This window comes from Salinivirga sp. (assembly GCF_055145285.1).
In genome coordinates this window covers 11,787-33,827 of record NZ_JBSRDC010000051.1, presented here as the reverse complement: position 1 = coordinate 33,827, position 22,041 = coordinate 11,787, and the positions used below count along the sequence as shown (strand labels likewise).

22 protein-coding genes, 1 tRNA gene and 1 pseudogene are annotated in these 22,041 nt (G+C 38.8%); 14 read left to right on the top strand and 10 right to left on the bottom strand.

Annotated elements, in window-relative coordinates; genetic code table 11:
• The 8 genes and pseudogenes from ACTB0Y_RS09925 to serS all read left to right on the top strand — a co-directional run.
• Positions 1-105: pseudogene (locus tag ACTB0Y_RS09925) on the top strand (IS1595 family transposase); the annotation flags it as partial.
• A 52-nt stretch (positions 106-157) separates the two neighbouring features.
• Positions 158-1,066 (top strand): ABC transporter ATP-binding protein, encoded by a 909-nt coding sequence (locus tag ACTB0Y_RS09920; RefSeq protein ID WP_463206664.1) that lies wholly within the window; start codon positions 158-160, stop codon positions 1,064-1,066.
• A gap of 9 nt (positions 1,067-1,075) precedes the next feature.
• Positions 1,076-1,861 carry an ABC transporter permease gene (locus ACTB0Y_RS09915; RefSeq protein WP_463206663.1) on the top strand — a complete coding sequence of 262 codons (786 nt, stop codon included), beginning with the start codon at positions 1,076-1,078 and terminating at the stop codon, positions 1,859-1,861.
• 134 nt (positions 1,862-1,995) lie between these two features.
• A complete protein-coding gene (locus ACTB0Y_RS09910; RefSeq protein ID WP_463206662.1) occupies positions 1,996-2,331 on the top strand; it encodes a PadR family transcriptional regulator in 336 nt (111 codons plus the stop codon).
• Between the two features lie 19 nt (positions 2,332-2,350).
• Positions 2,351-3,898 carry a PspC domain-containing protein gene (locus tag ACTB0Y_RS09905; RefSeq protein WP_463206661.1) on the top strand — a complete coding sequence of 516 codons (1,548 nt, stop codon included), beginning with the start codon at positions 2,351-2,353 and terminating at the stop codon, positions 3,896-3,898.
• A 140-nt stretch (positions 3,899-4,038) separates the two neighbouring features.
• A complete protein-coding gene (gene rplU / locus ACTB0Y_RS09900) occupies positions 4,039-4,350 on the top strand; it encodes a 50S ribosomal protein L21 (RefSeq protein WP_463206660.1) in 312 nt (103 codons plus the stop codon).
• Between the two features lie 12 nt (positions 4,351-4,362).
• Positions 4,363-4,620 carry a 50S ribosomal protein L27 gene (gene rpmA, locus ACTB0Y_RS09895; RefSeq protein ID WP_463206659.1) on the top strand — a complete coding sequence of 86 codons (258 nt, stop codon included), beginning with the start codon at positions 4,363-4,365 and terminating at the stop codon, positions 4,618-4,620.
• Positions 4,621-4,716: 96 nt separating this feature from the next.
• Entirely contained in the window at positions 4,717-5,991 is a 1,275-nt protein-coding gene (gene serS, locus ACTB0Y_RS09890) for a serine--tRNA ligase (protein ID WP_463206658.1), read from the top strand.
• Positions 5,992-6,088: 97 nt separating this feature from the next.
• Here serS and ACTB0Y_RS09885 read toward each other — a convergent pair whose 3' ends face one another.
• The gene (locus ACTB0Y_RS09885; RefSeq protein ID WP_463206657.1) at positions 6,089-7,432 is read right to left on the bottom strand and encodes a phosphomannomutase/phosphoglucomutase; all 1,344 of its coding nucleotides are present in this window, start codon (positions 7,430-7,432) and stop codon (positions 6,089-6,091) included.
• A gap of 174 nt (positions 7,433-7,606) precedes the next feature.
• On the opposite strand from ACTB0Y_RS09885, the gene ACTB0Y_RS09880 reads away from it, so the two are divergent.
• Entirely contained in the window at positions 7,607-8,401 is a 795-nt protein-coding gene (locus tag ACTB0Y_RS09880) for a hypothetical protein (RefSeq protein ID WP_463206656.1), read from the top strand.
• Between the two features lie 14 nt (positions 8,402-8,415).
• Here the strand turns inward: ACTB0Y_RS09880 and ACTB0Y_RS09875 are convergent, their stop codons facing one another.
• Positions 8,416-9,048, bottom strand: a complete 633-nt coding sequence (locus tag ACTB0Y_RS09875) for an HAD family hydrolase (RefSeq protein ID WP_463206655.1) — start codon at positions 9,046-9,048, stop codon at positions 8,416-8,418.
• Between the two features lie 366 nt (positions 9,049-9,414).
• Between ACTB0Y_RS09875 and ACTB0Y_RS09870 the strand changes: the two genes are divergently transcribed.
• Positions 9,415-9,488 (top strand) — tRNA-Ile (locus ACTB0Y_RS09870).
• Positions 9,489-9,886: 398 nt separating this feature from the next.
• Here the strand turns inward: ACTB0Y_RS09870 and ACTB0Y_RS09865 are convergent.
• The gene (locus ACTB0Y_RS09865; RefSeq protein ID WP_463206654.1) at positions 9,887-10,975 is read right to left on the bottom strand and encodes an ImmA/IrrE family metallo-endopeptidase; all 1,089 of its coding nucleotides are present in this window, start codon (positions 10,973-10,975) and stop codon (positions 9,887-9,889) included.
• A 30-nt stretch (positions 10,976-11,005) separates the two neighbouring features.
• Complete coding sequence (locus ACTB0Y_RS09860) at positions 11,006-11,332, bottom strand: type II toxin-antitoxin system RelE/ParE family toxin (RefSeq protein WP_463206666.1); 327 nt, start codon at positions 11,330-11,332, stop codon at positions 11,006-11,008.
• Positions 11,333-11,720: 388 nt separating this feature from the next.
• Here ACTB0Y_RS09860 and ACTB0Y_RS09855 point away from each other — a divergent pair, with 388 nt between their 5' ends.
• The gene (locus ACTB0Y_RS09855; RefSeq protein WP_463206653.1) at positions 11,721-12,482 is read left to right on the top strand and encodes a hypothetical protein; all 762 of its coding nucleotides are present in this window, start codon (positions 11,721-11,723) and stop codon (positions 12,480-12,482) included.
• 70 nt (positions 12,483-12,552) lie between these two features.
• On the opposite strand, the gene dusB is transcribed toward ACTB0Y_RS09855, so the two are convergent.
• Complete coding sequence (gene dusB, locus ACTB0Y_RS09850; protein ID WP_463206665.1) at positions 12,553-13,587, bottom strand: tRNA dihydrouridine synthase DusB; 1,035 nt, start codon at positions 13,585-13,587, stop codon at positions 12,553-12,555.
• A gap of 57 nt (positions 13,588-13,644) precedes the next feature.
• Here dusB and ACTB0Y_RS09845 point away from each other — a divergent pair, with 57 nt between their 5' ends.
• A complete protein-coding gene (locus tag ACTB0Y_RS09845) occupies positions 13,645-14,574 on the top strand; it encodes a lysostaphin resistance A-like protein (RefSeq protein WP_463206652.1) in 930 nt (309 codons plus the stop codon).
• On the opposite strand, the gene ACTB0Y_RS09840 is transcribed toward ACTB0Y_RS09845, so the two are convergent.
• The 5 genes from ACTB0Y_RS09840 to ACTB0Y_RS09820 all read right to left on the bottom strand — a co-directional run bounded on the left by ACTB0Y_RS09840 (position 14,552) and on the right by ACTB0Y_RS09820 (position 19,747).
• A complete protein-coding gene (locus ACTB0Y_RS09840; protein ID WP_463206651.1) occupies positions 14,552-15,280 on the bottom strand; it encodes a hypothetical protein in 729 nt (242 codons plus the stop codon). The genes ACTB0Y_RS09845 and ACTB0Y_RS09840 overlap by 23 nt on opposite strands.
• 303 nt (positions 15,281-15,583) lie before the next feature.
• Entirely contained in the window at positions 15,584-17,254 is a 1,671-nt protein-coding gene (locus ACTB0Y_RS09835) for a S41 family peptidase (RefSeq protein ID WP_463206650.1), read from the bottom strand.
• 56 nt (positions 17,255-17,310) lie between these two features.
• Entirely contained in the window at positions 17,311-17,712 is a 402-nt protein-coding gene (gene rnpA / locus ACTB0Y_RS09830; RefSeq protein ID WP_463206649.1) for a ribonuclease P protein component, read from the bottom strand.
• Between the two features lie 76 nt (positions 17,713-17,788).
• Positions 17,789-18,544 (bottom strand): uroporphyrinogen-III synthase, encoded by a 756-nt coding sequence (locus ACTB0Y_RS09825; protein WP_463206648.1) that lies wholly within the window; start codon positions 18,542-18,544, stop codon positions 17,789-17,791.
• A 24-nt stretch (positions 18,545-18,568) separates the two neighbouring features.
• Positions 18,569-19,747 carry a DUF4271 domain-containing protein gene (locus ACTB0Y_RS09820; protein WP_463206647.1) on the bottom strand — a complete coding sequence of 393 codons (1,179 nt, stop codon included), beginning with the start codon at positions 19,745-19,747 and terminating at the stop codon, positions 18,569-18,571.
• A 201-nt stretch (positions 19,748-19,948) separates the two neighbouring features.
• Here ACTB0Y_RS09820 and ACTB0Y_RS09815 point away from each other — a divergent pair, with 201 nt between their 5' ends.
• Both ACTB0Y_RS09815 and ACTB0Y_RS09810 read left to right on the top strand, forming a co-directional pair.
• Complete coding sequence (locus ACTB0Y_RS09815; protein ID WP_463206646.1) at positions 19,949-21,031, top strand: OmpA family protein; 1,083 nt, start codon at positions 19,949-19,951, stop codon at positions 21,029-21,031.
• Positions 21,031-22,041, top strand: a complete 1,011-nt coding sequence (locus tag ACTB0Y_RS09810) for a radical SAM protein (protein WP_463206645.1) — start codon at positions 21,031-21,033, stop codon at positions 22,039-22,041. The genes ACTB0Y_RS09815 and ACTB0Y_RS09810 overlap by 1 nt, the downstream gene beginning before the upstream one ends.

Sequence of the window (22,041 nt, the reverse complement as noted above, 5' to 3'; positions counted from 1 at the left end):
ACATCAAATAGTAGAGGTTTATTGTTTATGCGGTTACTTGAACAGGCTGTTATTGCAGAGCCTTTAACATATGATAAAATTATTAACGAAAATCACGGGTGTTGATCGGATACCCCATATTAATTTATATTTGCACTTGAATCTTTAAATTTCATTTATGCAAACCGTAATTGAAACCCAAGACCTTACCTTTAACTTCAAAGGAAAGAAAAAGGCAGTTGATAAGCTTAGCTTACAAGTGCCGCAAGGTAGTATCTATGGTTTTCTGGGCCCGAATGGAGCGGGAAAATCTACTACAATCAGAATGCTGTCCGGATTACTATTCCCAGCTGAGGGAAGTATTGAGCTGTTTGGACAAAATCTCAAAAAATCAAGAACTGCGGCACTGAAAAACAGCGCCTTTATGATTGAGGAACCCACTATTTACAGGCATTTAAGCGGGAGACAAAATTTGGAGCTCTTATGCAAAGCCGGCGGATACAAAAAATCAAGAATCGACGAGGTATTGAAATGGGTCAACTTACATGAAGACCGTAATCGAAAAGCGGGAAACTATTCCATGGGAATGAAACAGCGCCTTGGCATTGCCGGGGCACTCCTGCCCGACCCCGACCTTTTTATACTTGATGAACCCACCAACGGTCTTGACCCACAAGGCATGTATGAAATCCGGGAACTCATCGTAGAGCTCAACCGTGAACAGGGAAAAACTATTTTTATTTCCAGTCACCTGCTGGGAGAAATTGAAAAAATGTGCACCCATGTGGGTATTATCCATCATGGTAAAGGCATTTTTGAAGGAAAAATAGACGAGTTGGCCGCAATGACAAAAACAGTAAAAATATTCAGAATTGAAACCGAAGATGCCAGCAAGGCAATAGATGCGTTAAAAAACAAATGGAAGGGAAAGTTAGTTGAAAAAACGCTGGCTGAATTTCAACCCGATTCCAAAGCCGGCCAACAAGAATTAATTCAAACTTTGGTGAAATCAAATATACCCGTTATACAAGCCTATGAGGTGAAAAACAACCTCGAAGAATTATTCATGCAAGTAACTGAAAAATAAACCCAACCTATGATAAATTTAAAATCCATAAACGGAGTAATTGCTGCAGAATATATGAAAACACGAAAAACATGGGCATTCTGGTTGTCTGTGTTTGGCGGGATACTCATACCGGCCATAATGTTTTTAGTAGTAAGAAGTCATCCGGAAATTGTATCGAACCGAATGAGTAACATGCCGTGGTATTTATTTCTAAAATACAACTGGCAAAGCGTAGCCTCATTTCTTTTACCACTTTATGTAGTTTTAGTCACTTCATTGGTGGTACAAATTGAACATAAAGCCAATGCTTTTAAAAAAGTGCTCACATTGCCATATAATCGGGCCACTTTTTATGTATCCAAAATACTGGTAATTATTTATTACGTAGCACTTACGCACATCATCTTTATATTTGCTATAGCTGTTTTTGGTCTTCTTCTTGGCGCTCTGATTCCAGACACAATGTTTCTGTCTAAACCTATTCCCTGGCTAATGATGATCAGGCAAATTACCAAATCATTTTTGGCAAGTCTGGGGATTGTAGCCATTCAATACCTTCTGAGTATACGTTTCAAGAACTTCATTAAACCCATAGGTTTTGGCTTTGCTGCCACCATTGCAGGAACCATCATGCAACTCGGATGGAAATATGTGGATTACTGGCCATGGGCCCTGCCGGCCAAAGTTTCACCCAGTATTATGCAGGGAGGTTCCAGTGAAATATTTACCATGCACGAATGGATTTCGTTGGGGTATTTTCTCCTGTTCATGTTCATTGGAATACTATATTTTTCGTACCGGAATATAAAATAACCCTTAACCATGACCCGCCCCTTCAATGATGCGAATAATTGGAAAGACCGTGACAGTATACTGTCCTGATAAAAACCCACTTTTAAACCCAATTATGGTACGCCGCATCACCCGGGGCACTAAACCCGTAACCTATGAAAATAGAAAATGCTAAAGCACAGATGCGGAAAGGGGTTTTGGAGTATTGCATTCTCAGCATGCTCGAAAACCAGGATGCCTACGCCAGCGACATCATTAAACAGCTCAAGGAAGCTGAACTCATTGTTGTTGAAGGTACGCTCTATCCCCTGCTCACAAGATTAAAAAATGCAGGCCTTCTCAAATATCGCTGGGAAGAATCTACACAAGGTCCACCCAGAAAATACTATGCTTTGACAGAAGAAGGGGCTGATTTTCTCCATGAACTCGATCTCTCATGGAATAACCTAATTGGAGCAGTCGAGAAAATTAAAAACCCGCAAAAACAATAACCCTTAAAAACCCGGAAACATGAAAGAAACAACAACCATAAACATCAGCGGCATCATTTTTCATATAGATATAGATGCCTTTGAAAAACTGAAGAACTATTTTGCCCAACTTAAATCCAAGTTTGGGGTAAATGATGAAGCAAAAGAAATCATAAATGATATCGAACTTCGAATTGCTGAGCTACTACAGGATCGATTATCAGATAAAAAAGAAGTCGTCTCGCTGGAAGATATAACCGAAGTAATTCAAATCATGGGCGAACCCGAAGATATTGACGCCGAACAAGCTTCTGACCCACATGAAGAAGAACCTCAAAAATCGAAAACAACAAAGCAGCTTTATCGTGATCCCGACAATCAAATGCTTGGTGGTGTATGTTCAGGTATTGGCTATTATTTTGGCATTGACCCGGTCATAGTGCGTGCTCTAACATTTGTGTTTAGTGTTTTCTATGGTGTTGGTGTTTTGCTTTACATTATTCTGTGGGCATTTATTCCCAAAGCCTTAACTACGGCCCAAAAGCTGGAGATGCGTGGGGAACCCGTTACGGCTCAAAATATTAAAAACTCAGTTCGTGGCAGTTACGAAAGTGTGAGGTCCTCTGAATTCTATAAAAATACAAGACAGGGAATCAATAGTGGAGTATCCGGGCTTGGTGAAGTCTTAAAATTTATCCTGAAAGTCATAATAATCATTATTGGAGTTGGATTATTAATAAGTGCAATATCGGGAATTGTAGCTATTGTAAACCTTATGTTTTTAGATATGCCATGGGTGCATCTAGATGCTGAAAGTCAAGGATTCTTTATTCCGTCTATGGAGACATTCATTTCGAATAAACTAACATTTATTATTTTTTCCCTTGCATTATTTCTTTTAGCAATAATTCCTGTAATGATGATTTTATTCCTGGGAGTAAAAATGATCTTTAACTTTACAACAAACAACAAAGCAATCGGACTTTCAGCACTTGGAATATGGTTATTGTCTTTGGCCGCCGTAATTACCATTTCGGTTTCGTTTGCCAGTAATTTTAGCAGTATGGGAGAATCATCAGAAATTATTGAACTCAAATCAATTCAAAGTGAAGTTCTCTATATTGACCTTAATCATGACGAACCAGCTATTGAAAGGAACGTGGACGGGTTTAAGTTCGATACCGGGATTAAAGGAGGCGTTATATATCATAAGCCCGATTTCGATGTTGAACGAAGTCAAACAGGAAACTATGAACTTGTAATGCGAAAAATTGCCCGTGGACATGACAGGCAAAATGCAGCAAATATTGCAACGCAAATTGAATATCATTTTAGCCAAAAAGACTCATTGCTGATTATGGATAAATACTTCGAAAGCCCATTGAAATACGTAGGCCGAATTCAAGATCTTGATATTACTTTAAGAGTTCCCGAAGGGAAAAAAGTCTATTTCTATAAAGATATTTATCCGATTGTGCATGACATAGATAATATTGAAAATATATCTGACTACCATATGATGGGAAAAATATGGATAATGCAACCTGAAGGACTCATCGAATACAAAAGTAATTCGGCGGAAAACTAAAAAGTACAGGCCATTCAGGGTCGACAAATATAAAAAGACAAAAAATTGTAATTCAGGGCAAACAAAACTTTGGAAAACTGAGAATTATCTCTATCTTTGCAGCCCTGAATTACAAGTATTAACTACAAAACCGAAGCAAGATGTACGCGATTGTAGAAATTGCCGGTCAACAGTTTAAAGTTGAAAAAGACCAAAACATCTTTGTGCACCGTCTCGACGGTAACGAAGGTGACAAGGTTGAGTTCGACAAAGTTTTACTAGTTGACGAAAACGGCCAGGTTAAAGTCGGAACACCTGTAGTAAAAAGCGCAAAAGTTTCTGGCCAAATCCTTGAGCACATGAAAGGCGACAAGGTAAAAGTATTTAAAAAGAAACGACGTAAAGGTTATCAAAAGTTGAACGGACACCGTCAGCTCTTTACGAAAGTTCAAATTGAAGGTATTAACCAATAAAAACTTTTCTCCATGGCACACAAAAAAGGAATGGGTAGTACCCGGAACGGCCGCGAGAGCGAAAGTAAGCGGTTAGGGGTAAAAATTTACGGCGGTCAAAGCGCCAGAGCTGGTAACATTTTAGTACGCCAGCGCGGAACAAAACACAACCCCGGCAATAATGTGGGTATGGGAAAAGACCACACATTATTTGCATTGGTTGATGGTAAAGTTGAATTTAGAAAGAAAAGGAACGATAGATCATACGTTTCAGTTGTTCCTGCTGAATAAGTTCTAAAGATTTTTACTAAAATCTCCTGTAAATTACCAATGAAACGGTAAATTTGCGGGAGATTTTTGTTTTGTATAACCCATAATCTAATATCTATGCTTTCAGTGCAATTCATTAACGAGAATAAAGACCGCCTAATCGAAGCGCTTAAAATTAAAAATTTCGATGGTGACGAAATTATCAAAGAAATAATTTCTATCGACCAATACAGAAAAGACACGCAGAAAAACCTGGACAACAGCAAGGCACAAATGAATACCATCTCAAAAGAGATAGGGGTGCTGTTTAAAGAAGGTAAACGCGACGAAGCTGAAGTAGCCAAACGAAAAACTGCCGACCTGAAAGAAGATATTAAAACCATGGAAGCCAAACTCCATGAAGTACAGGAACATCTGCAAAAATTACTCACCGAAGTGCCAAATGTGCCGCATGTTTCAGTGCCGGCCGGCAACAGTGAAGCCGACAATGAACAAATAAAAGCAGGAGGCGACCCTGTAAAACTGGAAGGCAAGCCACTACCCCACTGGGACCTTGCAGAACGCTACGATATTATTGATTTCAAATTGGGAAACAAAATCACAGGTGCCGGATTTCCCGTGTACAAAGGCAAAGGCTCACGCCTCCAACGTGCATTAATTAACTTCTTCCTTGACGAAGCCCAAAAAGCAGGATTTAACGAAGTATTGCCCCCTTTCATGGTCAATGAAGATTCCGGGTTTGGCACCGGACAGCTTCCCGACAAAGAAGGACAAATGTACCACGTCACCGAAGATAATCTCTACCTTATTCCCACGGCAGAAGTGCCGGTAACCAACATTTTCCGCGACGAAATTGTAAAAGCAGAAGATTTTCCCATTAAATACACAGCATACACACCTTGTTTCCGCCGCGAAGCAGGCAGCTACGGCAAAGATGTGCGAGGATTGAACCGCCTGCACCAATTCGATAAAGTAGAGATCGTTTGTGTAGAACACCCGGAACGCAGTTATGAAAGACTCGACGAAATGGTAGCTTATGTAGAAGGCCTCGTAAATAAGCTGGGCATGCAATATCGCATTATGCGCCTGTGCGGCGGCGATTTAAGTTTTACATCGGCCCTCACTTACGATTTCGAAGTATATTCTGCAGCCCAGAAAAAATGGCTGGAGGTTAGTTCAGTTTCAAATTTCGAGTCGTACCAGGCTAACCGAATGAAACTACGTTTCCGTGAAGCAGGAGATAAAAAATCGCAACCAGCCCATACACTCAATGGCAGCGCCCTTGCTTTGCCACGCATACTGGCTGCACTGCTCGAAAACAACCAAACACCCGAAGGCATCAAAATACCTGAGGTTTTACAACCCTACACTGGATTTGATATGATTAAATAATCATGTTTCGCTATAAAAATTAAAATAAAGCCTTTTTGTATATAAAAAAAGCCCGGTTCCATTCAATGGCCCGGGCTTTTAGTTTTATTCAGATTGTTTACTTTTCGTATGGCTTAAGAATCTCCTTAATTTTTTGGATTTTTTCCTCTAAAAGCTCCGTACTGGTAGCCTCTACAAGTAAACGCAGATATGGCTCGGTATTCGAAGGTCTGATATTAAACCACCAATCCGGAAATTCAACGCGATAACCGTCAAAATCGTAAAAAGCAGATGGCTCATTTTGATTCACAAAGTAATCCTTCACCTCATCCATTGCTTCTTTTTTGCGTTCAATTTTAAAGTTGATTTCACCGGAATTCTCATAAGCCCTGATTTTTTCAACCAACTGTGAGAACGTAAATCCTTCTGCTTTTTTCTGCTTCAATATGCGCATGATTAATGTTGCTGCGAGCATACCACTGTCAGAATAAAAAAAATCGCGGAAATAGTAATGCCCGGCAAGCTCTCCACCAAAAATACCATCAATTTCTCTTAATTTAAGTGCAGCATAGGCCCGGCCTACACGCCACATATGCATCTCGCCACCAAGATTTTCTATATAGGTCTTTACAGCCTGTGAAGTTCTGATATCCTGAAGCACGCGTCCTTTCTGTTCCTTCTCTTCTAAAAAGTAATGTCCAAGCAAAGCAATGAGCAAGTCGGGTGAAATAAACTCCCCTTTTTCATCAACAAACATTACACGGTCGCCATCGCCGTCAAAAATTATTCCTGCGTCGGCTTTTTTTGCTGTAACTTCCTTTTTCAGGTCTGCAACATTATCCTGAATTAGTGGGTTGGGTTCATGATTTGGGAACGATCCATCAATCTCTTCATAAATATAGTGAGGCTGATCGCCAAAAATATCGCGTACAAAAAGGCCTGCCATGCCATTCGAACAATCAATAACCATATTTAAACCATCCCACTCCGGGACATAAGACTTCAAAAATTCAAGGTAAGGCGTTTTTAAATCAATATTTTTTATCGAACCCCGCTCCTTTGTGATATGCACTTTTTCCTTAACCATTTGCTCCAGCTCCGACAAACCGGAATCGTAGCCCACAGGGAGAGCCTTGGCTCTGGAAATCTTCATTCCGTTGTATTTGGCAGGATTGTGCGATGCGGTTATCATTACAGAAGCATCGAACTGGGCATGAGCCGTACCAAAATAAATCAATGGCGTGGTAGCCAAACCTGCATCGTAGGCATCGGCCCCGGCATCAATAATGCCTTTAATCAAATAATCATGAATTTCTGGTGAAGAAAGACGGGCATCTCTACCAACAAGCACTTTATCGGCCTTGAGTAGCTGTGGAATAAAAAATCCAATCTTATAGGCGTTTACTCTGTCGAAATCTTTGTTGTAAACGCCCCTTATGTCATACGCTTTAAATCCTTTCATAATTTACTATTTTTTTTATTTTGAAAGGTAAAAATAGCAAAATATAAAGCCTTTAAAAGCCCTGAAACCAAAAAAAGATGATTGAAAAAGAAAAATATGCTTTCAACGCTACTAATATTTTAATTTATTGAAAAAAGCATTAGTTTTGTTTTCTAAAGCAATGTTACTGCATATATGTGCAAAAAAATATTTCGTTTTGTAATTATTTTTATGCTCATAGCCCCATTAGGCTATAGCGGAAATATTGTACTTGAAGGTGTCTACCAGGGCAAAAACCTTTATGTCATGAATCCCTTTGCCGCAGGCGGAGTTGGTTTTTGTGTCTCTAAGGTAACGGTAAATGATCAGGTTACCACCGACGAAATTAATAGTAGTGCATTTGAAATTGATTTAGAAGTATTTGACTTTAATATTGGAGATAAACTAGTTGTCAATATTGAACACAAAGAAAACTGCACCCCTAAAGTATTGAATCCGGAAGTTTTAAAACCACGCAGCACATTTGATATTCGGTCAATGCGTGTAAGTCGTGACACAAAAGTACTGGAATGGACAACCATAAACGAACAGGGTGCCCTGCCTTTTTATGTTGAACAATTCCGCTGGAATAAATGGGTACGCCTTGGTACAGTAGAAGGAAAAGGAAAATCCGGACAAAATAATTATAGTTTCAAAGTTATTACCCACTCCGGGTTAAACAAGTACCGGGTACGTCAGCGCGATTTTACCGGCAAGGATAATATTTCGAGACCTACACCATTCCGCTCTCGAAAAGACCCTGTAACTTACGAACCCAGAAGGCCCGACGATAAAATTACTTTTTCCGGCGAAACTCTTTTTGAAATTTATGATATGTACGGAGTACTCAAAAGAAAAGGGTATGGCAAAACCATAGATGTGAAAGACCTATCTAAAGGAGAATACTTTTTGAATTACGATGCCCAAACAGAAGTAATCAAAATTAGATAGCCGTCACTAATCCCCTATTTGAAAATTGTTGTAAGATCTACCTCCTGTGGTTTATGTATGCCACCCAGGCCAACTGATTGTGCCGCCTCCACATTCTGTAAACTATCATCAATAAAAACTGATTCCTTAGGGACGATAGCGGTTTCCTGTATAAGCTTATTGAAAATTCTTGTATCGGGTTTTCGCATGCCCATTTCAAAAGAAAGAAACATGCGGTCGAACAGCTCCGAAAGATCTTCATACCCGTATTTATCCCGCAGTAATTGATTATAGTGGACAAAATGAATATGGCAGGTATTGCTTAGCAAATATATCTTATGATTTTCTTTTAAGGATTTCAGCAAGTTTAAGCGCTCCCGTGTATAATCGAGCAACAAAGCATTGAAAGCACGATCGAATTCTTCATTGGTAAGTGCAGTATCTAACCGGTCGTTTAAAGCACTGCGAAACTGCTCATCATCAATTAAACCCTTTTCATAATCCATCAATAGGGTACCATTAACGATTTTATTGTATAGCTGCCGGCCATCAGGCGATTGGGTTTTATAAACATGTTTCGCAAAAGCATCAACGGCTTTGCCCGGATCGATGTCTATTATCACACCTCCCAAATCAAAAATGATATTTTTATAAGATCTTATATCCATGAGCATAAATTAATTGTGCGGCAAAGCTAATAAAAACATTGAATCAGTGGCGAAAAAATATTGCATGTGTCATAAAATTTACGTAATATTGCAATCCGATTTGCGGGAGTAATTCCTCAACAAATCTAAGCCCATGGCTCAGTTGGCTCCGATTTTACAAAAAGCTTTTTAGCTTAGAATCGTGAGTCCACCCATGATAATAACGGGCCCATAGCTCAGTTGGCCCCGATTTTACAAAAAGCTGTGCTTTTTTATGTAAAATCGAGGGTCCTCGAAACAAAACAAAATTGGAAATTTTGACTGTTTCGGGATTAGAGCACCCAAGTTTGAAACGGAATGGGCAAAAAAGGTTCTTTACATAATATCGGGCCCATAGCTCAGTTGGTTAGAGCACCTGACTCATAATCAGGTGGTCCCTGGTTCGAGCCCGGGTGGGCCCACAAAGGTCGTCAATTTATTTTGGCGGCCTTTTTTTGTTTCTAGTGGTCCCTGGTGCCGAAAAAACAAAAATCTTTGATTTTGTCTTTTTTCGTGCATCCTCGTAAACCTAATATAAAACCAAAGGTTTTAAGGTTTACGGGATTCGAGCCCGGGTGGGCCCACAATTGGAAGGAGATACTGGAAAGTGTCTCCTTTTTTTATTTGCAACCCTGGGGCGAGAAGTTTATCCCGATGAAATCGGGAAGCCCGGGTGGGCCCACAAAGGTCGTCAATTTATTTTGGTGGCCTTTTTTTGTTTTTTTGATGATTATCTGAAAATTATAAAAGAGTTTAATGATGAGGAAAAGAAACTTATAGATTCCTATAAACCCATCTAGGCTTAATATTTATTGTACTTTTAAACACAATCAATTTTAGTCTTAAGGTGATTTAATTGCTTAAAACTAATGATTCGTTCATGCTGCAATTGCCCCACAATTATTCCCGGATGCGTATCATACTTTTTAGCGAAATCGAAAATTACGGTTTCTGTTATTGGCTTGATTTTGTTGATAGATCGTAATGCGGAGGATGGGAGAAGCATTTTTTGTGCAAACTGATCTGCTTCTTTCTCTTTTTCAGAATCATTTGGTGTTCCCTCCACATTTTCTAAAAATACTGCTCGCTTGCCATGCCTTAGTATATGTGCTGCTTCATGATAAAAGGCAAACCAAAATTGATCGTTTGTTTTATAGCGGCCGGATAATTGAATAATTGGATTCTTTCTTTTCCACCATGTGGCTCCGCTAATCGGGGCTTTAGGTAACCCCCTTGTAAACAAAACAGCCACCCCAGCTTTAGCACATTTTTGTTGCAGCTGGCCGGTAAAATTATTTGGATGATGTTTAACGATCAACTTAACTTCTTCCAGCGCTTTCTTAAACAATGTAGCGTCATATTCCGGAAGGTTCATTTTTTCACTTTTTATTTCTCCAATTCTTAGCCAAACTGAAAGGGAATGGGGGCTTTGTGCATGTGCTAATGAAATTTTAAATGCTGCCGATACTTCTTCATCTAAATATATCTCTTCCCAGGCTCCTGTTGAGCCAACCGAAAAAAACTGTAATAATTCTGTATATAAAACCTTATAATCTCTGGTATCAGATATTATTTCCATTTTTTTCATTTCTAGTAATGGAAATTGTTTCAACCATTCTTTATTCCTTTCAGCTTTTTCCATTTCTTCAATGCGCATGAGCTCTTCTCTGTATTCGTTTTCACGGTTCATCCAAAAACTTACAGGTATACCCAGAACACGCTCCAATTTTAACGCATTTTTCCGGGTTAAAGGTTCCCTCCCTTTAATCAGGTCATTTAACTTCTCCTTCGGATATGCCATTCTCTCCGCCAACTCCGCTTGCGACATATTAATAGTCTCAAGCGTTTCCTTTATCGTATCGCCCGGTGGCGATAGTAATTCCCGTTCTATGATTATGTCTTCTCTCATGTTTGTTTGTTCTGTGGTTGTTGTTTCTGGCTAATGATAGTCCTCTTTTTCTAACATCCCAATAGCTGTCACTTTTACGGTATCAATACTATTGTCATCTTTTAAAGGTATCGGATCATGATTTGGTTCAAATATTAATCTATAATTTCCTGATATATCCACTGCATATTGTCCTTTTCTGTTTCCTTTAAGCTCATGACAATTAGCTGCAGGAATTTTCATTAAGTCATTTAAGTTCTCTGATGCTTTTATCTCTCTCATTCGCTGATTGACCTTTTTAGCCATCGTACCGAACTCTTTTTGCATCTCTTTTGCCTTTGCTAATTGCTTTTCAAGCTTGTTTGATTTATATGAAATTTTTACTGCAAATATATTTATATTAACTAAAAAAGTTAATAAAAGTTCTAAGTTATTCTAATGCTCAATTAGTTTATATTGATTCAAAATCATTTTTATGATTCCAATTAACAAAATGATATAACTTTAACCCAAATTGAGCGATTATTGCTCAATATTTATTAGTTAAGAAAAAGAACATTTTAAACCTTAGCTAAAAATTTGTTTTTGAGGTGATTGCTATTTAATCAATGATAATCCATTAAAAGTCAACCCCCACATAACATTGTGAATAAAATATTCCATTTTTCTTCGTTCAAAGGTAACTTTTACTTTAAAGTCACGTAAAGTATGACGAACAACATATTTTTATTGACAATCTGCATACTAAAAAGGAACTTTTTCACGTATGAATAATTCAAATTCCCTTGCATTTATCCCTGGAAACACCATTGCCATGGCCGACAGCTATTTGGTTAATTCTGATACAAACACCATAGCTGCACTTTTCGAAATGGACCTGACCGATGTAAAACATCGCCTGCAGCAAAAAAGAAAAAATGGCGAAAACATAGCTGTTACCGCATGGATAGTGAAACTTATTTCAGCAGCCCTGGAAGATCATAACCCCAAAAAGAGCCTGGATAAGTTAAATTATGCAATGTGGGTGGAAAAGGAATTTGATAACCATTTATTTTCCGTACCCGTAAATATTGACGATGCCTCATCAAAAACTATTGAGGATATCTCGAAAGAAATAGGCTTTGCAAAAGGGCAAATTACACAGGAACGCAATTTCCTTAAGCACAACAAGCAACAAAAAGCAAGAAAATATTTGCTGTACCTGCCCATGATGATTAGAAAACTATTATGGAAAAGGTGTATCAGAAACCCTCAGTTGGCTTACCAAAGAATGGGAAACGGTGCTTTTAGCTATATCAGCACCTCAGGCAAATACAGCAATACCAAGATGAGAAATGCCCATGAAAACATATCATTGGGCATCAGTTCCATGTTTCAAAAAGCCCGCCTGATAGATTATGAAATTAAAATGCGGGATATTGTGCCGGTAACCATACTCATTAATAAAAAGTTGATGAAAAATCAGGATGCAACAAGATTTATTAAAGATATTTCGCAGCATATAAACAATAACGCAGCATTTATCTAGATGAACATTCAATATGCATGCTCAGAATAGTCAACCAATAATTTAATTGTTTTTTTGCAGAACGTATACTCTACATTTTTTCCAATTTCCCACAGTGGTTGTCAATAAGGTGATTGTTGTCGAGCGAGAAATCTTTATAAACTTTGCGTATTTCTTCAATCTGTTCCCTCACCGCTTCGGGCTCAGGCGTAGTTAGTAGTTTTAAACGACGCGGTTTAAAATTGGGGAGCCCCTTGAAATAATTACTCAAATGCTGCCGCATTTCCAGTACTCCATATACATCGCCTTTCCATTCTATAGATTTTTGCAAATGCATTTGGGCCATATCTACCCGGTCATCGATGGTTAACGGGGGCATAAGCTCTCCCGTGTCGAGAAAATGACGTATCTCCTTAAAAATCCATGGCCGTCCAATCACTGCACGCCCGATCATGATAGCATCCACGCCATATTCATCAAACATGCGTTTAGCTCCTACGGGGTCTTTAATGTCGCCATTGCCAATGATGGGCATATGTATTCTGGGGTTTTGCTTCACCTCCCTGATTAAGGTCCAGTCGGCCTCTCCGCGGTAAAATTGCGCACGTGTGCGTCCATGAATCGTAAGGGCAGCAATGCCGGTATCCTGAAGGGGTTCGGCCAGGTCTGTAATAATTTTTGTATCATCGTCCCAACCAAGGCGCGTTTTTACTGTAACCGGTGTGTCAACAGCTTTTACAATGGACGAGGTCATTTCTATCATCTTTTCAGGGTCACGCAACATTCCTGCACCTGCGCCTTTAGCTGCTACTTTTTTCACCGGACACCCAAAGTTCAAATCAATGATGTCGGGCCTGGCTTCTTCAACCATCTGTGCCGCACGCACCATAGAATCGATATTGTGACCAAAAATCTGAATGGCAATGGGACGCTCATAATCAAAAATATCGAGCTTCTTTAAACTTTTTACTGCATCGCGTACTAAACCTTCTGCTGCAATAAACTCGGTATACATTAAATCAGCACCAAATTGCTTACACATGTAGCGAAACGGCGGGTCGCTCACATCTTCCATGGGTGCAAATACTACCGGATAATCTCGTAATTCTGTATTACCAATCTTAATCACAATAAAAATTCTATTTTTGTAGCTTACAAAAATACAAAAACAATGCTAAATTCTATGAATTACGATAAAAGACCCACCGCAGTAAAATTTCTTGTCCGCCTGCTGATGCTATTAATCATGATGGTTGTAGGCAACTTGATTTTTGTAGGACTTGCTGCCGGGATTTCAATTATTGCCTGGGACTATAATTTCTTTAGTCAGCCGGAACTGTTGACACAAATTGGCAATACCGATATGATGCCGGCAGTTAGGTTTTTCCAGGCCATGCAAACCATTGGTATGTTTCTTTTTCCGGCCATTGCCTGGATATGGCTATATGACAAACCATTACAGCGAGGGTTAAAAATCAAACCCCACATAACAAATGAAGCATTCTTTGGCACTTTACTTATGGTAATTATTGCGTTACCAATGATCAATGCGCTGGCTGCAATTAATGAAGCCATGAATTTGCCGGAATGGCTCAGCGCATTGGAACAAAACTTTAGGAGCACAGAAGAGCGGGCCATGGAATTTATGGAAGCCCTGCTAAATACTGAATCAGTTGGCATTTTATTCATGAATTTGCTTGTAATAGCTGTGCTACCCGCCATCTCAGAGGAAGTGTTATTTAGGGGAGTGTTACAGAATGAAATTGAGCGCATAACCCAACGGCCAGTTATTTCTGTTCTAATTGCAGCACTGGTTTTCTCAGCTTTACATTATCAGTTTTTTACATTCTTGCCCCGTGTAGCTTTGGGTGTAATGCTGGGATTGGTTTACCTGTGGAGTCGCAATTTGTGGGTACCCATTGCATTGCATTTTTTCAACAACGGGCTTAGTGTGCTGGCGTGGTTTTGGCTTTCGCCGGAGCAAATAGAAAAATCTGTTGATAATATTGGTACAACATACTACATGTGGCCTTTGGCCATAGTTAGTGTTGTTTTACTCATAGCTCTGATGTATGGCCTACACAAACACTTCAGGAGATATCACCATAGTTGACATTCAAAAAAGGACGTAATTTTTCATTTTTCCGGTACACGTATTTTATACCATATTGGGAGGCTTTTTCACGCGCTTCTTCAGGTTTAACATCCTCAAAATGCGCCTCTACCTGATTCCACAAATCAACGATGAGTTGATCAGCTTCTTTACGCAGGTCTGCAACTTTCTGGTGTGCTTTCTGGAAAATATCGTGATAATGCTGTTGGTCTTGCCACACACGCATAAAATCCTGAAAATGTACTTTTACTCGCGCAATAGTAGGATTGGTTATCGGGCTTGCACCAGAAGCTAACCTTGACTGTTCTCCTTCAATAATGCGCTTCCCCCACAAAATAAGTTCTTTTTCGGTGTTCAGGTCTGGAACACGTTTATCATTTTTTTTCAAACCGTATGCTTCTCTCATTTCAGGTTTCATTTCTCCTCTGGCCACGGCCATATTCATGACCTGAATAAAATGTGAGAGGTACAGCCGCGTTTTCCGGGTTACTTCCTGAAATTTCTTATTCCGTTCAATCTGCGATTTCTGGTAGTTACGTTGATTGTTCACAGCTTGCTCAAAAACTGGCAAAAATGTGCGGATTTGCATAAGCGTGCTTTGGGAAAACGCTAATTCTGCCGGTGTGTGTCTTGCACCAATTTCCTGAGCATTTCTCATTGCCCGGATGCGGGCTGAGTCGGTATTGGGTAAGCGTCTGTATGGCATAAGCAAAATTCTTTAGTTGGCAATACTATCTTATGCGAATGTACATCAAATTGTTTATAAGTCAAGGTTCTTCGCCAAGCCTTTGACTAATATGCATTTTTTATTGATAAACACTCTGAATTAATGCGTTACATATACATTTTTTCGTGGAAAACAATCAAATTTATTGCGAAATTTTAATTTTATCAACAATTTTTATTCTATTCGCACAAGATTCTGGCTGTTTCATTTATGCCGCTCACAAAACAAAAATAGCTGCCTGTATCAACAGACAGCTATTCAATAAAACCTCAATATTAGTGTTTATTCCGTTTGTTCTGTTTCTGCTTTTACCGTTAAAATATCCTCATACCGTTCTATATTATTGAGAATGTTTACTGCACTATCTAAAAACATATCGTACTGCAAGGCCGTTTGAATCCTGCCTTTTTGGTAATAAAAGCGGCTGCTTATTTCCTCGCTAAGCATTTCTCTTATTTCTTCCTGGAAGGTGATAAGATCTTTTTCTTTGTCGTGTTCCAGTTTCTCACTTAAAGCAGCTATTTCATTTTGAACTATTTTTAAATACTTTTCTTTTTTGAGGGTCTGTTTAAGTTGATCGAGCTCTTGCTCACTTTTCAGTTTATAGTCGTAAGTTTTATCCGTCAAAAATTGCCTGAAAGCTTTAAAAGTCTCATCAGAGACTTCATAGGTTGCCGGTTTGCCGATAGAGTCATTATTGTTGGCAAATTTTGTAGCAAAATCAAAAATAAATTGTTTTCTGAGCAGGCTCACGGTAATTTTACTCAAATTAGGTTGTTCGATATCAATATCGGGTTTAACACCTCCGCCATCATATACTGTTCTTCCGTTTTTAGTACTATAACTGGTAATTAAGGAATCGGGTACTTTACCTACACTGCCATCTTCTTTTCGGTTAGAATAATCCAACGCCTGAATACAGCGACCACTGGGAATATAATATTTAGCTGTTGTAACCTTCAGTCGTGCATTGTAACTCAGCGGTCTTGTTGTTTGCACCAAACCTTTGCCAAAAGTTCGGTTACCGACAATTACTCCCCGATCCAGATCCTGCAAAGCGCCTGAAACAATCTCACTCGCCGATGCAGAGCCACTATTCACCATGGCCACTACAGGCACATTGGGAATTACTGGGTCCTTTTGTGCATAGTACTCTTTATTCCATTTTTTCACTTTCCCTTTAGTAGATACGATAAGTTCTCCTTTAGGCACAAACAGGTTCACAATTTCTACAGCCTCCATAAGTAGTCCGCCCGGATTGCCTCTCAAATCGAGTATGTAACCCTCAGCACCCTGACTTTTCAGGTCCAGCAAAGCATCTTTAACATCATCGGAGACCTTATGTGTGAAATTAGAAAGTCTTATGTAACCAATACTATCATCTCGCATCCCATACCAGGGTACAGCAGGCACATGAATTTTTTTCCGGGTAATTTCTTTTTCTATTAAATCTTCACGCCCCGGGCGTTTTAATACCACATTAATTTTAGTACCTGGCTGGCCTTTAAGTTTTTCGCTTACATCCTGCAAGCTTTTACCTTTGGTATCAAAATCGTCGATTTTCATTAACACATCACCTGCTCTCAGCCCGGCTTCCTGTGCGGGAAACCCTTCGTAGGGATCTGCTACCATAACACGGTCATCGTGCCTGCGAATAAGAGCTCCTACTCCACCATAATTACCGGTTGTCATAAACCTGTAATCCTCTATGTCTGATTCAGGAATGTAATTGGTATAAGGATCCAACGATTTCAGCATTTCGTCTATACTCGTTTTCACCACTTCTCCCGGATCAATTTCATCTACGTAATAAGCATTAAGTTCTTTGAACAATGAGGTATAGATGTCGATATTTTTGACAATCTCAAAGCTGTTATCCTTATAACTTGAAGTGACAATCCCAAAGCTTAAAAGCAAAAAAAGGGGAATTATCCAGTATAATTTCTTCTTCATAATTTCTATTTTAGGTTTCTTATAATGACAAAGTATTCAAATTGAGGACCAACTCCTTACTTTTGCGCTATAATTTTTTCCAAACGTTGTAAAAGTAAAAATATTTTTTCGGCTACTTCCTGATAAGGCACTTCTTTATCAGATTTATAGATAAACATCAGATATAAAGTGCTGTTTTTATTTATTAAAACCTCTTTCAGGCTATTGCTTTGCGTGCGATAAGCTTCGCGCATCAATCGTTTAATGCGAATACGGTCTACCGCGTTTTTAAATAATCTTTTCGAAACAGAAAATGCTACTTGTATGTTGGCTTCTTCCACCTCGTGGCTTTTGATATAAACAATTTGAACAGGGAATTCGTTTAGCGCACTTCCATTTTGGAATAACAATTCAATACGCTTTCTGAGTTTTAGGCGCTCACCTGGGGTAAATTTCTGATTAGGTCTGGTTGATGGCATTGAATAATTCTTTGTTCAAAATTATAAAAAAAGCCATACCTTAATCAGATATGGCTCTTATTCGTATTGGGTAAAACTATTTACTACCGTTTTTATTAAAATCTTTTATAAAACTATCAAGGGCCATGGTCATTGAAGGTGCCTTGGCCTGGGGAGCCTTAATATTAAGGTCAAGCCCGGCTTCGGTAACGGCCTTTGAGGTAGAAGGCCCAAATGCAGCAATTTTTGTATCGTTTTGTTTAAATTCCGGGAAGTTCTCAAATAATGATGCAATACCAGAAGGGCTAAAAAACACGAGAATATCGTAATTCACATCAGAAAGATCGCTCAAGTCGGCTGCTACCGTGCGATACAAAATAGCCTTTGTAAACTTAATTTTATTCTTTTTAAGTTTATTGGGTATCTCTGCCTTGTGAATATCTGACAATGGAATCAAAAACTTTTCTTTATTGTTCTTTACAATTAGTTTTAACAAATCATCAAACTTGCCATTGCCATAAGAAATTTTGCGTTTTCTGTAAACAATATATTTCTGCAGGTAATAGGCTGTAGCCTCTGAGATACAGAAATACTTCATATCATCGGGTACAGTAATACGCATTTCCTCTGCTATACGGAAAAAATGATCAATCGCAGTTCTACTGGTAAAAATTACTGCAGTGTGATCAAGGATGGTGACTTTTGTTTGTCTGAATTCCTGGGCAGGAATTCCTTTTACCTCAATAAATCGCCTGAAGTCGATGGTCAACTTATGTTTTTCCGCTAAGTCAAAATAAGGTGATTTGTCATTCTCAGGCTTGGGCTGCGATACTAGGATTTTCTTAATTTTCAATTTTCCAACAGTTTTTGTGAACACTCAAAAAACCGGTAATTTCAACCACTCACTGGACAATTTGACAATTACCAGAATCGGAATAATTTCAAGGGCACAAAGATACAAAAACAAATAGAAAAGTGAAATATTTCTTGAAATGGAATAGTTTAATAATCTGATTATTCGTAAAAAATAGGAAAAGCCAAGTAAAGTAAAACTGCCCTGTAAAATTAGAGCGCCCCATTGAGCATCTATATAAGGTAAAACCATTAAAAATGGAAATATAACAAGGGCGAAGGTCTTATTAAATACAAATATATGGAAAAAATAAGCCTTTGTTTCTTCCTGAATCTTTAAAAAATGGGCTATTATCCACGCAAAAATCCATTTGGCTAAATATAAAATAGTAATAATGGCAGATAGTAGAGTAAATGTTTTTAATTGACCATAATCCCAAATCACAAATCCTTTGTAGTCGAGCCAATGGGTGAAAAGCAAGCCCAATACAAAAAAGTAAAATAAATTCAGCAAAAAAGAAACCCGGCCAATAACCATGTTTCCTTCTTCAAAGACATTCATCGCTCTTACCCGGTTAAAAACTGACCTGGTAAAAGTTCTCACATGCCGGCCAAAAACAGTCCGCAGGTATAGAAAAAAAAGCATAAAACCAATAATAATACCCATCATCGCATCAGTTGTTTTAAACTGACCTTCGGAAACAGGGCTAAAACGCATAATATCATTTATCTCCTGCGTATAGCTTTCTTGTTCTTTTGAAAGCTTTACAATAGGAACAGGTCTGAGTGTTTTAAAAAAATCCTTCTCCTTTTCGTGGTAGGTAAGTCCGCCGTGCAGGGCATTAAATGAGTGTGGTCCCTTTTCTGTACTTTTGCTTTGTTTAACGGCTATCCATTCTTTACTTTTTTTTGACTCCGTTTTTACAAAACCGGCATTTGGATTAAAAATACTGAGCGGTTTTTGTTCAATTTTATGATAAGTATATTCGGGTAAAAAAATGTGTTCATTTAGTTGCATTTTCACTACAGCGGGTTCCTCAAATCTAAACTGATCAGCAAAAGTTTCATCAATGGGCTCTGCTGGTTCGTAGCCACCCTTAAGTGCATTGTAAGCAGGCAACTCCCCTTTGGCAGCAACAGTAAAATCCTGTTGCACCTCTTGTTGGTAGCCTGAGTATAAATTTAAATTCTCTTGCTTTTTCACCCGCATGACACTCCGGTATAATTAAATCTGTGCTAAAAATACAAATTTAAAGGATTTTCCTACCTAATCAAGACAAATAAAGGATTCCTTAAACGACTTATGGATTAAACTAAATTTTTCATATTTTTACCTGAATTTTGTGATGTTCAATAATTATTCACAAAACCTTCGGTCGCTATATGCATTTTAAAACCGTTATCCATGAAAAAAATAATCATATCAGTAAAAGTTTCCATTGTTGTTCTTATTGCCTTTGGCATCACCCAGTCATGTGTGCCGGCCAAGCAACTAAAGGAGTTGCAGTATAAACACAGCAGAGCTGTTGATGACCGGGATTCCCTGAAGGATGTAAATGAAGAACTGACTGTTAAAAATACTGAAATGGAAGCAGAACTTGAATTGCTTCGAAATCAGATTTCGAGTACGAGACAACAGCTTGCCAATGAAATAGATACCTCACGGCATTACAAACATCAATACAAAGTATATCAAAACATGTATGAGGATCTGGCCCAAAAGCAGGATGTGCTAATGAAAAGTAATCAGGAGGAAACCCGAAAACTTATGGCTGAACTCCAGGTTGCAAGGGAAGATCTGCAGCAAAGACAAGACCGATTATACGAACTACGGGATAGTTTAAGCAAAGAACGCGAAAAACTTAATATGCTGCAAGCCCAGCTCGATGAACGCAACTCAATACTGGCAGCTTTGGATGCATCATTAAAGGAGAAAGAGCAAACATTGCAGGCCAAAAGTAAACGAATTAATGAACTTGAACGCATACTGCAAGCTAAAGATAGTGCTGTAATGGCCTTGAAAAACAAAGTACTCGATGCTTTACTTGGTTTTAAAAATCAAGGGTTGACCGTTACACAAAAAAATGGAAAAGTATATGTCTCGTTAGAAGAAAAACTTCTCTTCAGATCAGGCCAATGGGCTGTTGATCCTAAAGGCAAACAAGCACTTAAAAAGCTTGCTGGGGTGTTGGCCTCTAATAAAGATGTAAATATTATGATTGAGGGTCACACAGATAATGTTCCGTTTAACGGCAGCGGGCAAATTAAAGACAACTGGGATCTAAGTGTAAAACGCGCCACCAGCATACTGAAGATTTTGCTTGAAAACGGCAATATTGAACCAGAACGGTTGATTGCAGCAGGTCGCGGAGAACACATGCCAGTTGATGACCGTAATACCCCTGAAGCAAGAAGAAAAAACCGCAGAACAGAAATCATACTTACACCGAACCTGAATGAGCTGTTCGAGATTCTTGAAACGCACTAATGTGGTTAAATATTCACCGGCTTTCTTCACTCATCAGTGTAATTACCCTCCGCAGGTTATTTAACCTGATAAAGCTGTATTTAGCTCATTATAGAGCAAGCTGGAGTAGTAAAGTTACCCTGCTGCCTCCTTATGCGTTGAGCCTTGAAATTTCTTCAGTTTGTAACCTGAAGTGCCCACAATGTCCGGTTGGATTAGGAGATATAAACCGAACCAAAAAGATGATGTCCCCGGTATTTGCCAAGGAGGTGATTTCACGCTTTGCACACTATGGTATTGTGGTTAACCTGTATTTTCAGGGCGAATCATTACTTCATCCTGAATTTTTTCATATCGCCGCTTTCGCACGTTCAAAAAAACTTTATACAATTCTATCAACCAATGGTACCATAATCAATAAGGACATGGCTAAAAAACTTGTCAATTCCGGGATAAACCGTATCATTATATCAGCAGACGGCCTCAGTCAGGAAACTTATGGACAATACCGGGCCGGTGGAGATGCAGAAAAAGTCTGGAACGGAATTGCGCTGCTCAAAAAGGCACGAATTGAGAGACAATCTGTTTGGCCTGAAATTATTGTTCAAACCCTTGTAAACCGATACAACGAAAATGAATTAGCAGCCATCAGAAAAAAGGCAACGGTTTTAGGTGCCGACAGTGTTAAGTTCAAAACAATGCAGATTTATAATGATCATGAACACTGGGTGCCACGTAATAAAAGATTTACCCGGTATATTGGCAAAGAAATGATGAAAAAACCTAAAGGCCATTGTTTCCGTTCCTTATCAGGTATGGTGGTCAGTGCCGATGAAAATTTCCTGCCATGCTGCTACGACAAACAGGCCGAGCATAACCTGGGGGCTAAGCTAAAAGATTTTAATGCCATTGTAAGGAGCACGGCAAGAAAAACATTTTTGCAACAAATTTATACGGAAAAAAGCATGCACAGCATTTGTCAAAATTGCCCCGAAGGAATGCATGTATACAAAAAAAACGGAAAACCATAA

Coding starts and splice junctions, on each gene's coding strand:
- ACTB0Y_RS09865 (WP_463206654.1), bottom strand. CDS start 10,975: ATGAGAGAAGACATAATCATAGAACGGGAATTACTATCGCCACCGGGC.
- ACTB0Y_RS09815 (WP_463206646.1), top strand. CDS start 19,949: ATGAAAAAAATAATCATATCAGTAAAAGTTTCCATTGTTGTTCTTATT.
- ACTB0Y_RS09905 (WP_463206661.1), top strand. CDS start 2,351: ATGAAAGAAACAACAACCATAAACATCAGCGGCATCATTTTTCATATA.
- ACTB0Y_RS09835 (WP_463206650.1), bottom strand. CDS start 17,254: ATGAAGAAGAAATTATACTGGATAATTCCCCTTTTTTTGCTTTTAAGC.
- ACTB0Y_RS09910 (WP_463206662.1), top strand. CDS start 1,996: ATGAAAATAGAAAATGCTAAAGCACAGATGCGGAAAGGGGTTTTGGAG.
- ACTB0Y_RS09885 (WP_463206657.1), bottom strand. CDS start 7,432: ATGAAAGGATTTAAAGCGTATGACATAAGGGGCGTTTACAACAAAGAT.
- ACTB0Y_RS09840 (WP_463206651.1), bottom strand. CDS start 15,280: ATGCCATACAGACGCTTACCCAATACCGACTCAGCCCGCATCCGGGCA.
- serS (WP_463206658.1), top strand. CDS start 4,717: ATGCTTTCAGTGCAATTCATTAACGAGAATAAAGACCGCCTAATCGAA.
- ACTB0Y_RS09915 (WP_463206663.1), top strand. CDS start 1,076: ATGATAAATTTAAAATCCATAAACGGAGTAATTGCTGCAGAATATATG.
- rnpA (WP_463206649.1), bottom strand. CDS start 17,712: ATGCCATCAACCAGACCTAATCAGAAATTTACCCCAGGTGAGCGCCTA.
- ACTB0Y_RS09920 (WP_463206664.1), top strand. CDS start 158: ATGCAAACCGTAATTGAAACCCAAGACCTTACCTTTAACTTCAAAGGA.
- rpmA (WP_463206659.1), top strand. CDS start 4,363: ATGGCACACAAAAAAGGAATGGGTAGTACCCGGAACGGCCGCGAGAGC.
- ACTB0Y_RS09810 (WP_463206645.1), top strand. CDS start 21,031: ATGTGGTTAAATATTCACCGGCTTTCTTCACTCATCAGTGTAATTACC.
- ACTB0Y_RS09855 (WP_463206653.1), top strand. CDS start 11,721: ATGAATAATTCAAATTCCCTTGCATTTATCCCTGGAAACACCATTGCC.
- ACTB0Y_RS09880 (WP_463206656.1), top strand. CDS start 7,607: ATGTGCAAAAAAATATTTCGTTTTGTAATTATTTTTATGCTCATAGCC.
- ACTB0Y_RS09845 (WP_463206652.1), top strand. CDS start 13,645: ATGAATTACGATAAAAGACCCACCGCAGTAAAATTTCTTGTCCGCCTG.
- ACTB0Y_RS09875 (WP_463206655.1), bottom strand. CDS start 9,048: ATGGATATAAGATCTTATAAAAATATCATTTTTGATTTGGGAGGTGTG.
- rplU (WP_463206660.1), top strand. CDS start 4,039: ATGTACGCGATTGTAGAAATTGCCGGTCAACAGTTTAAAGTTGAAAAA.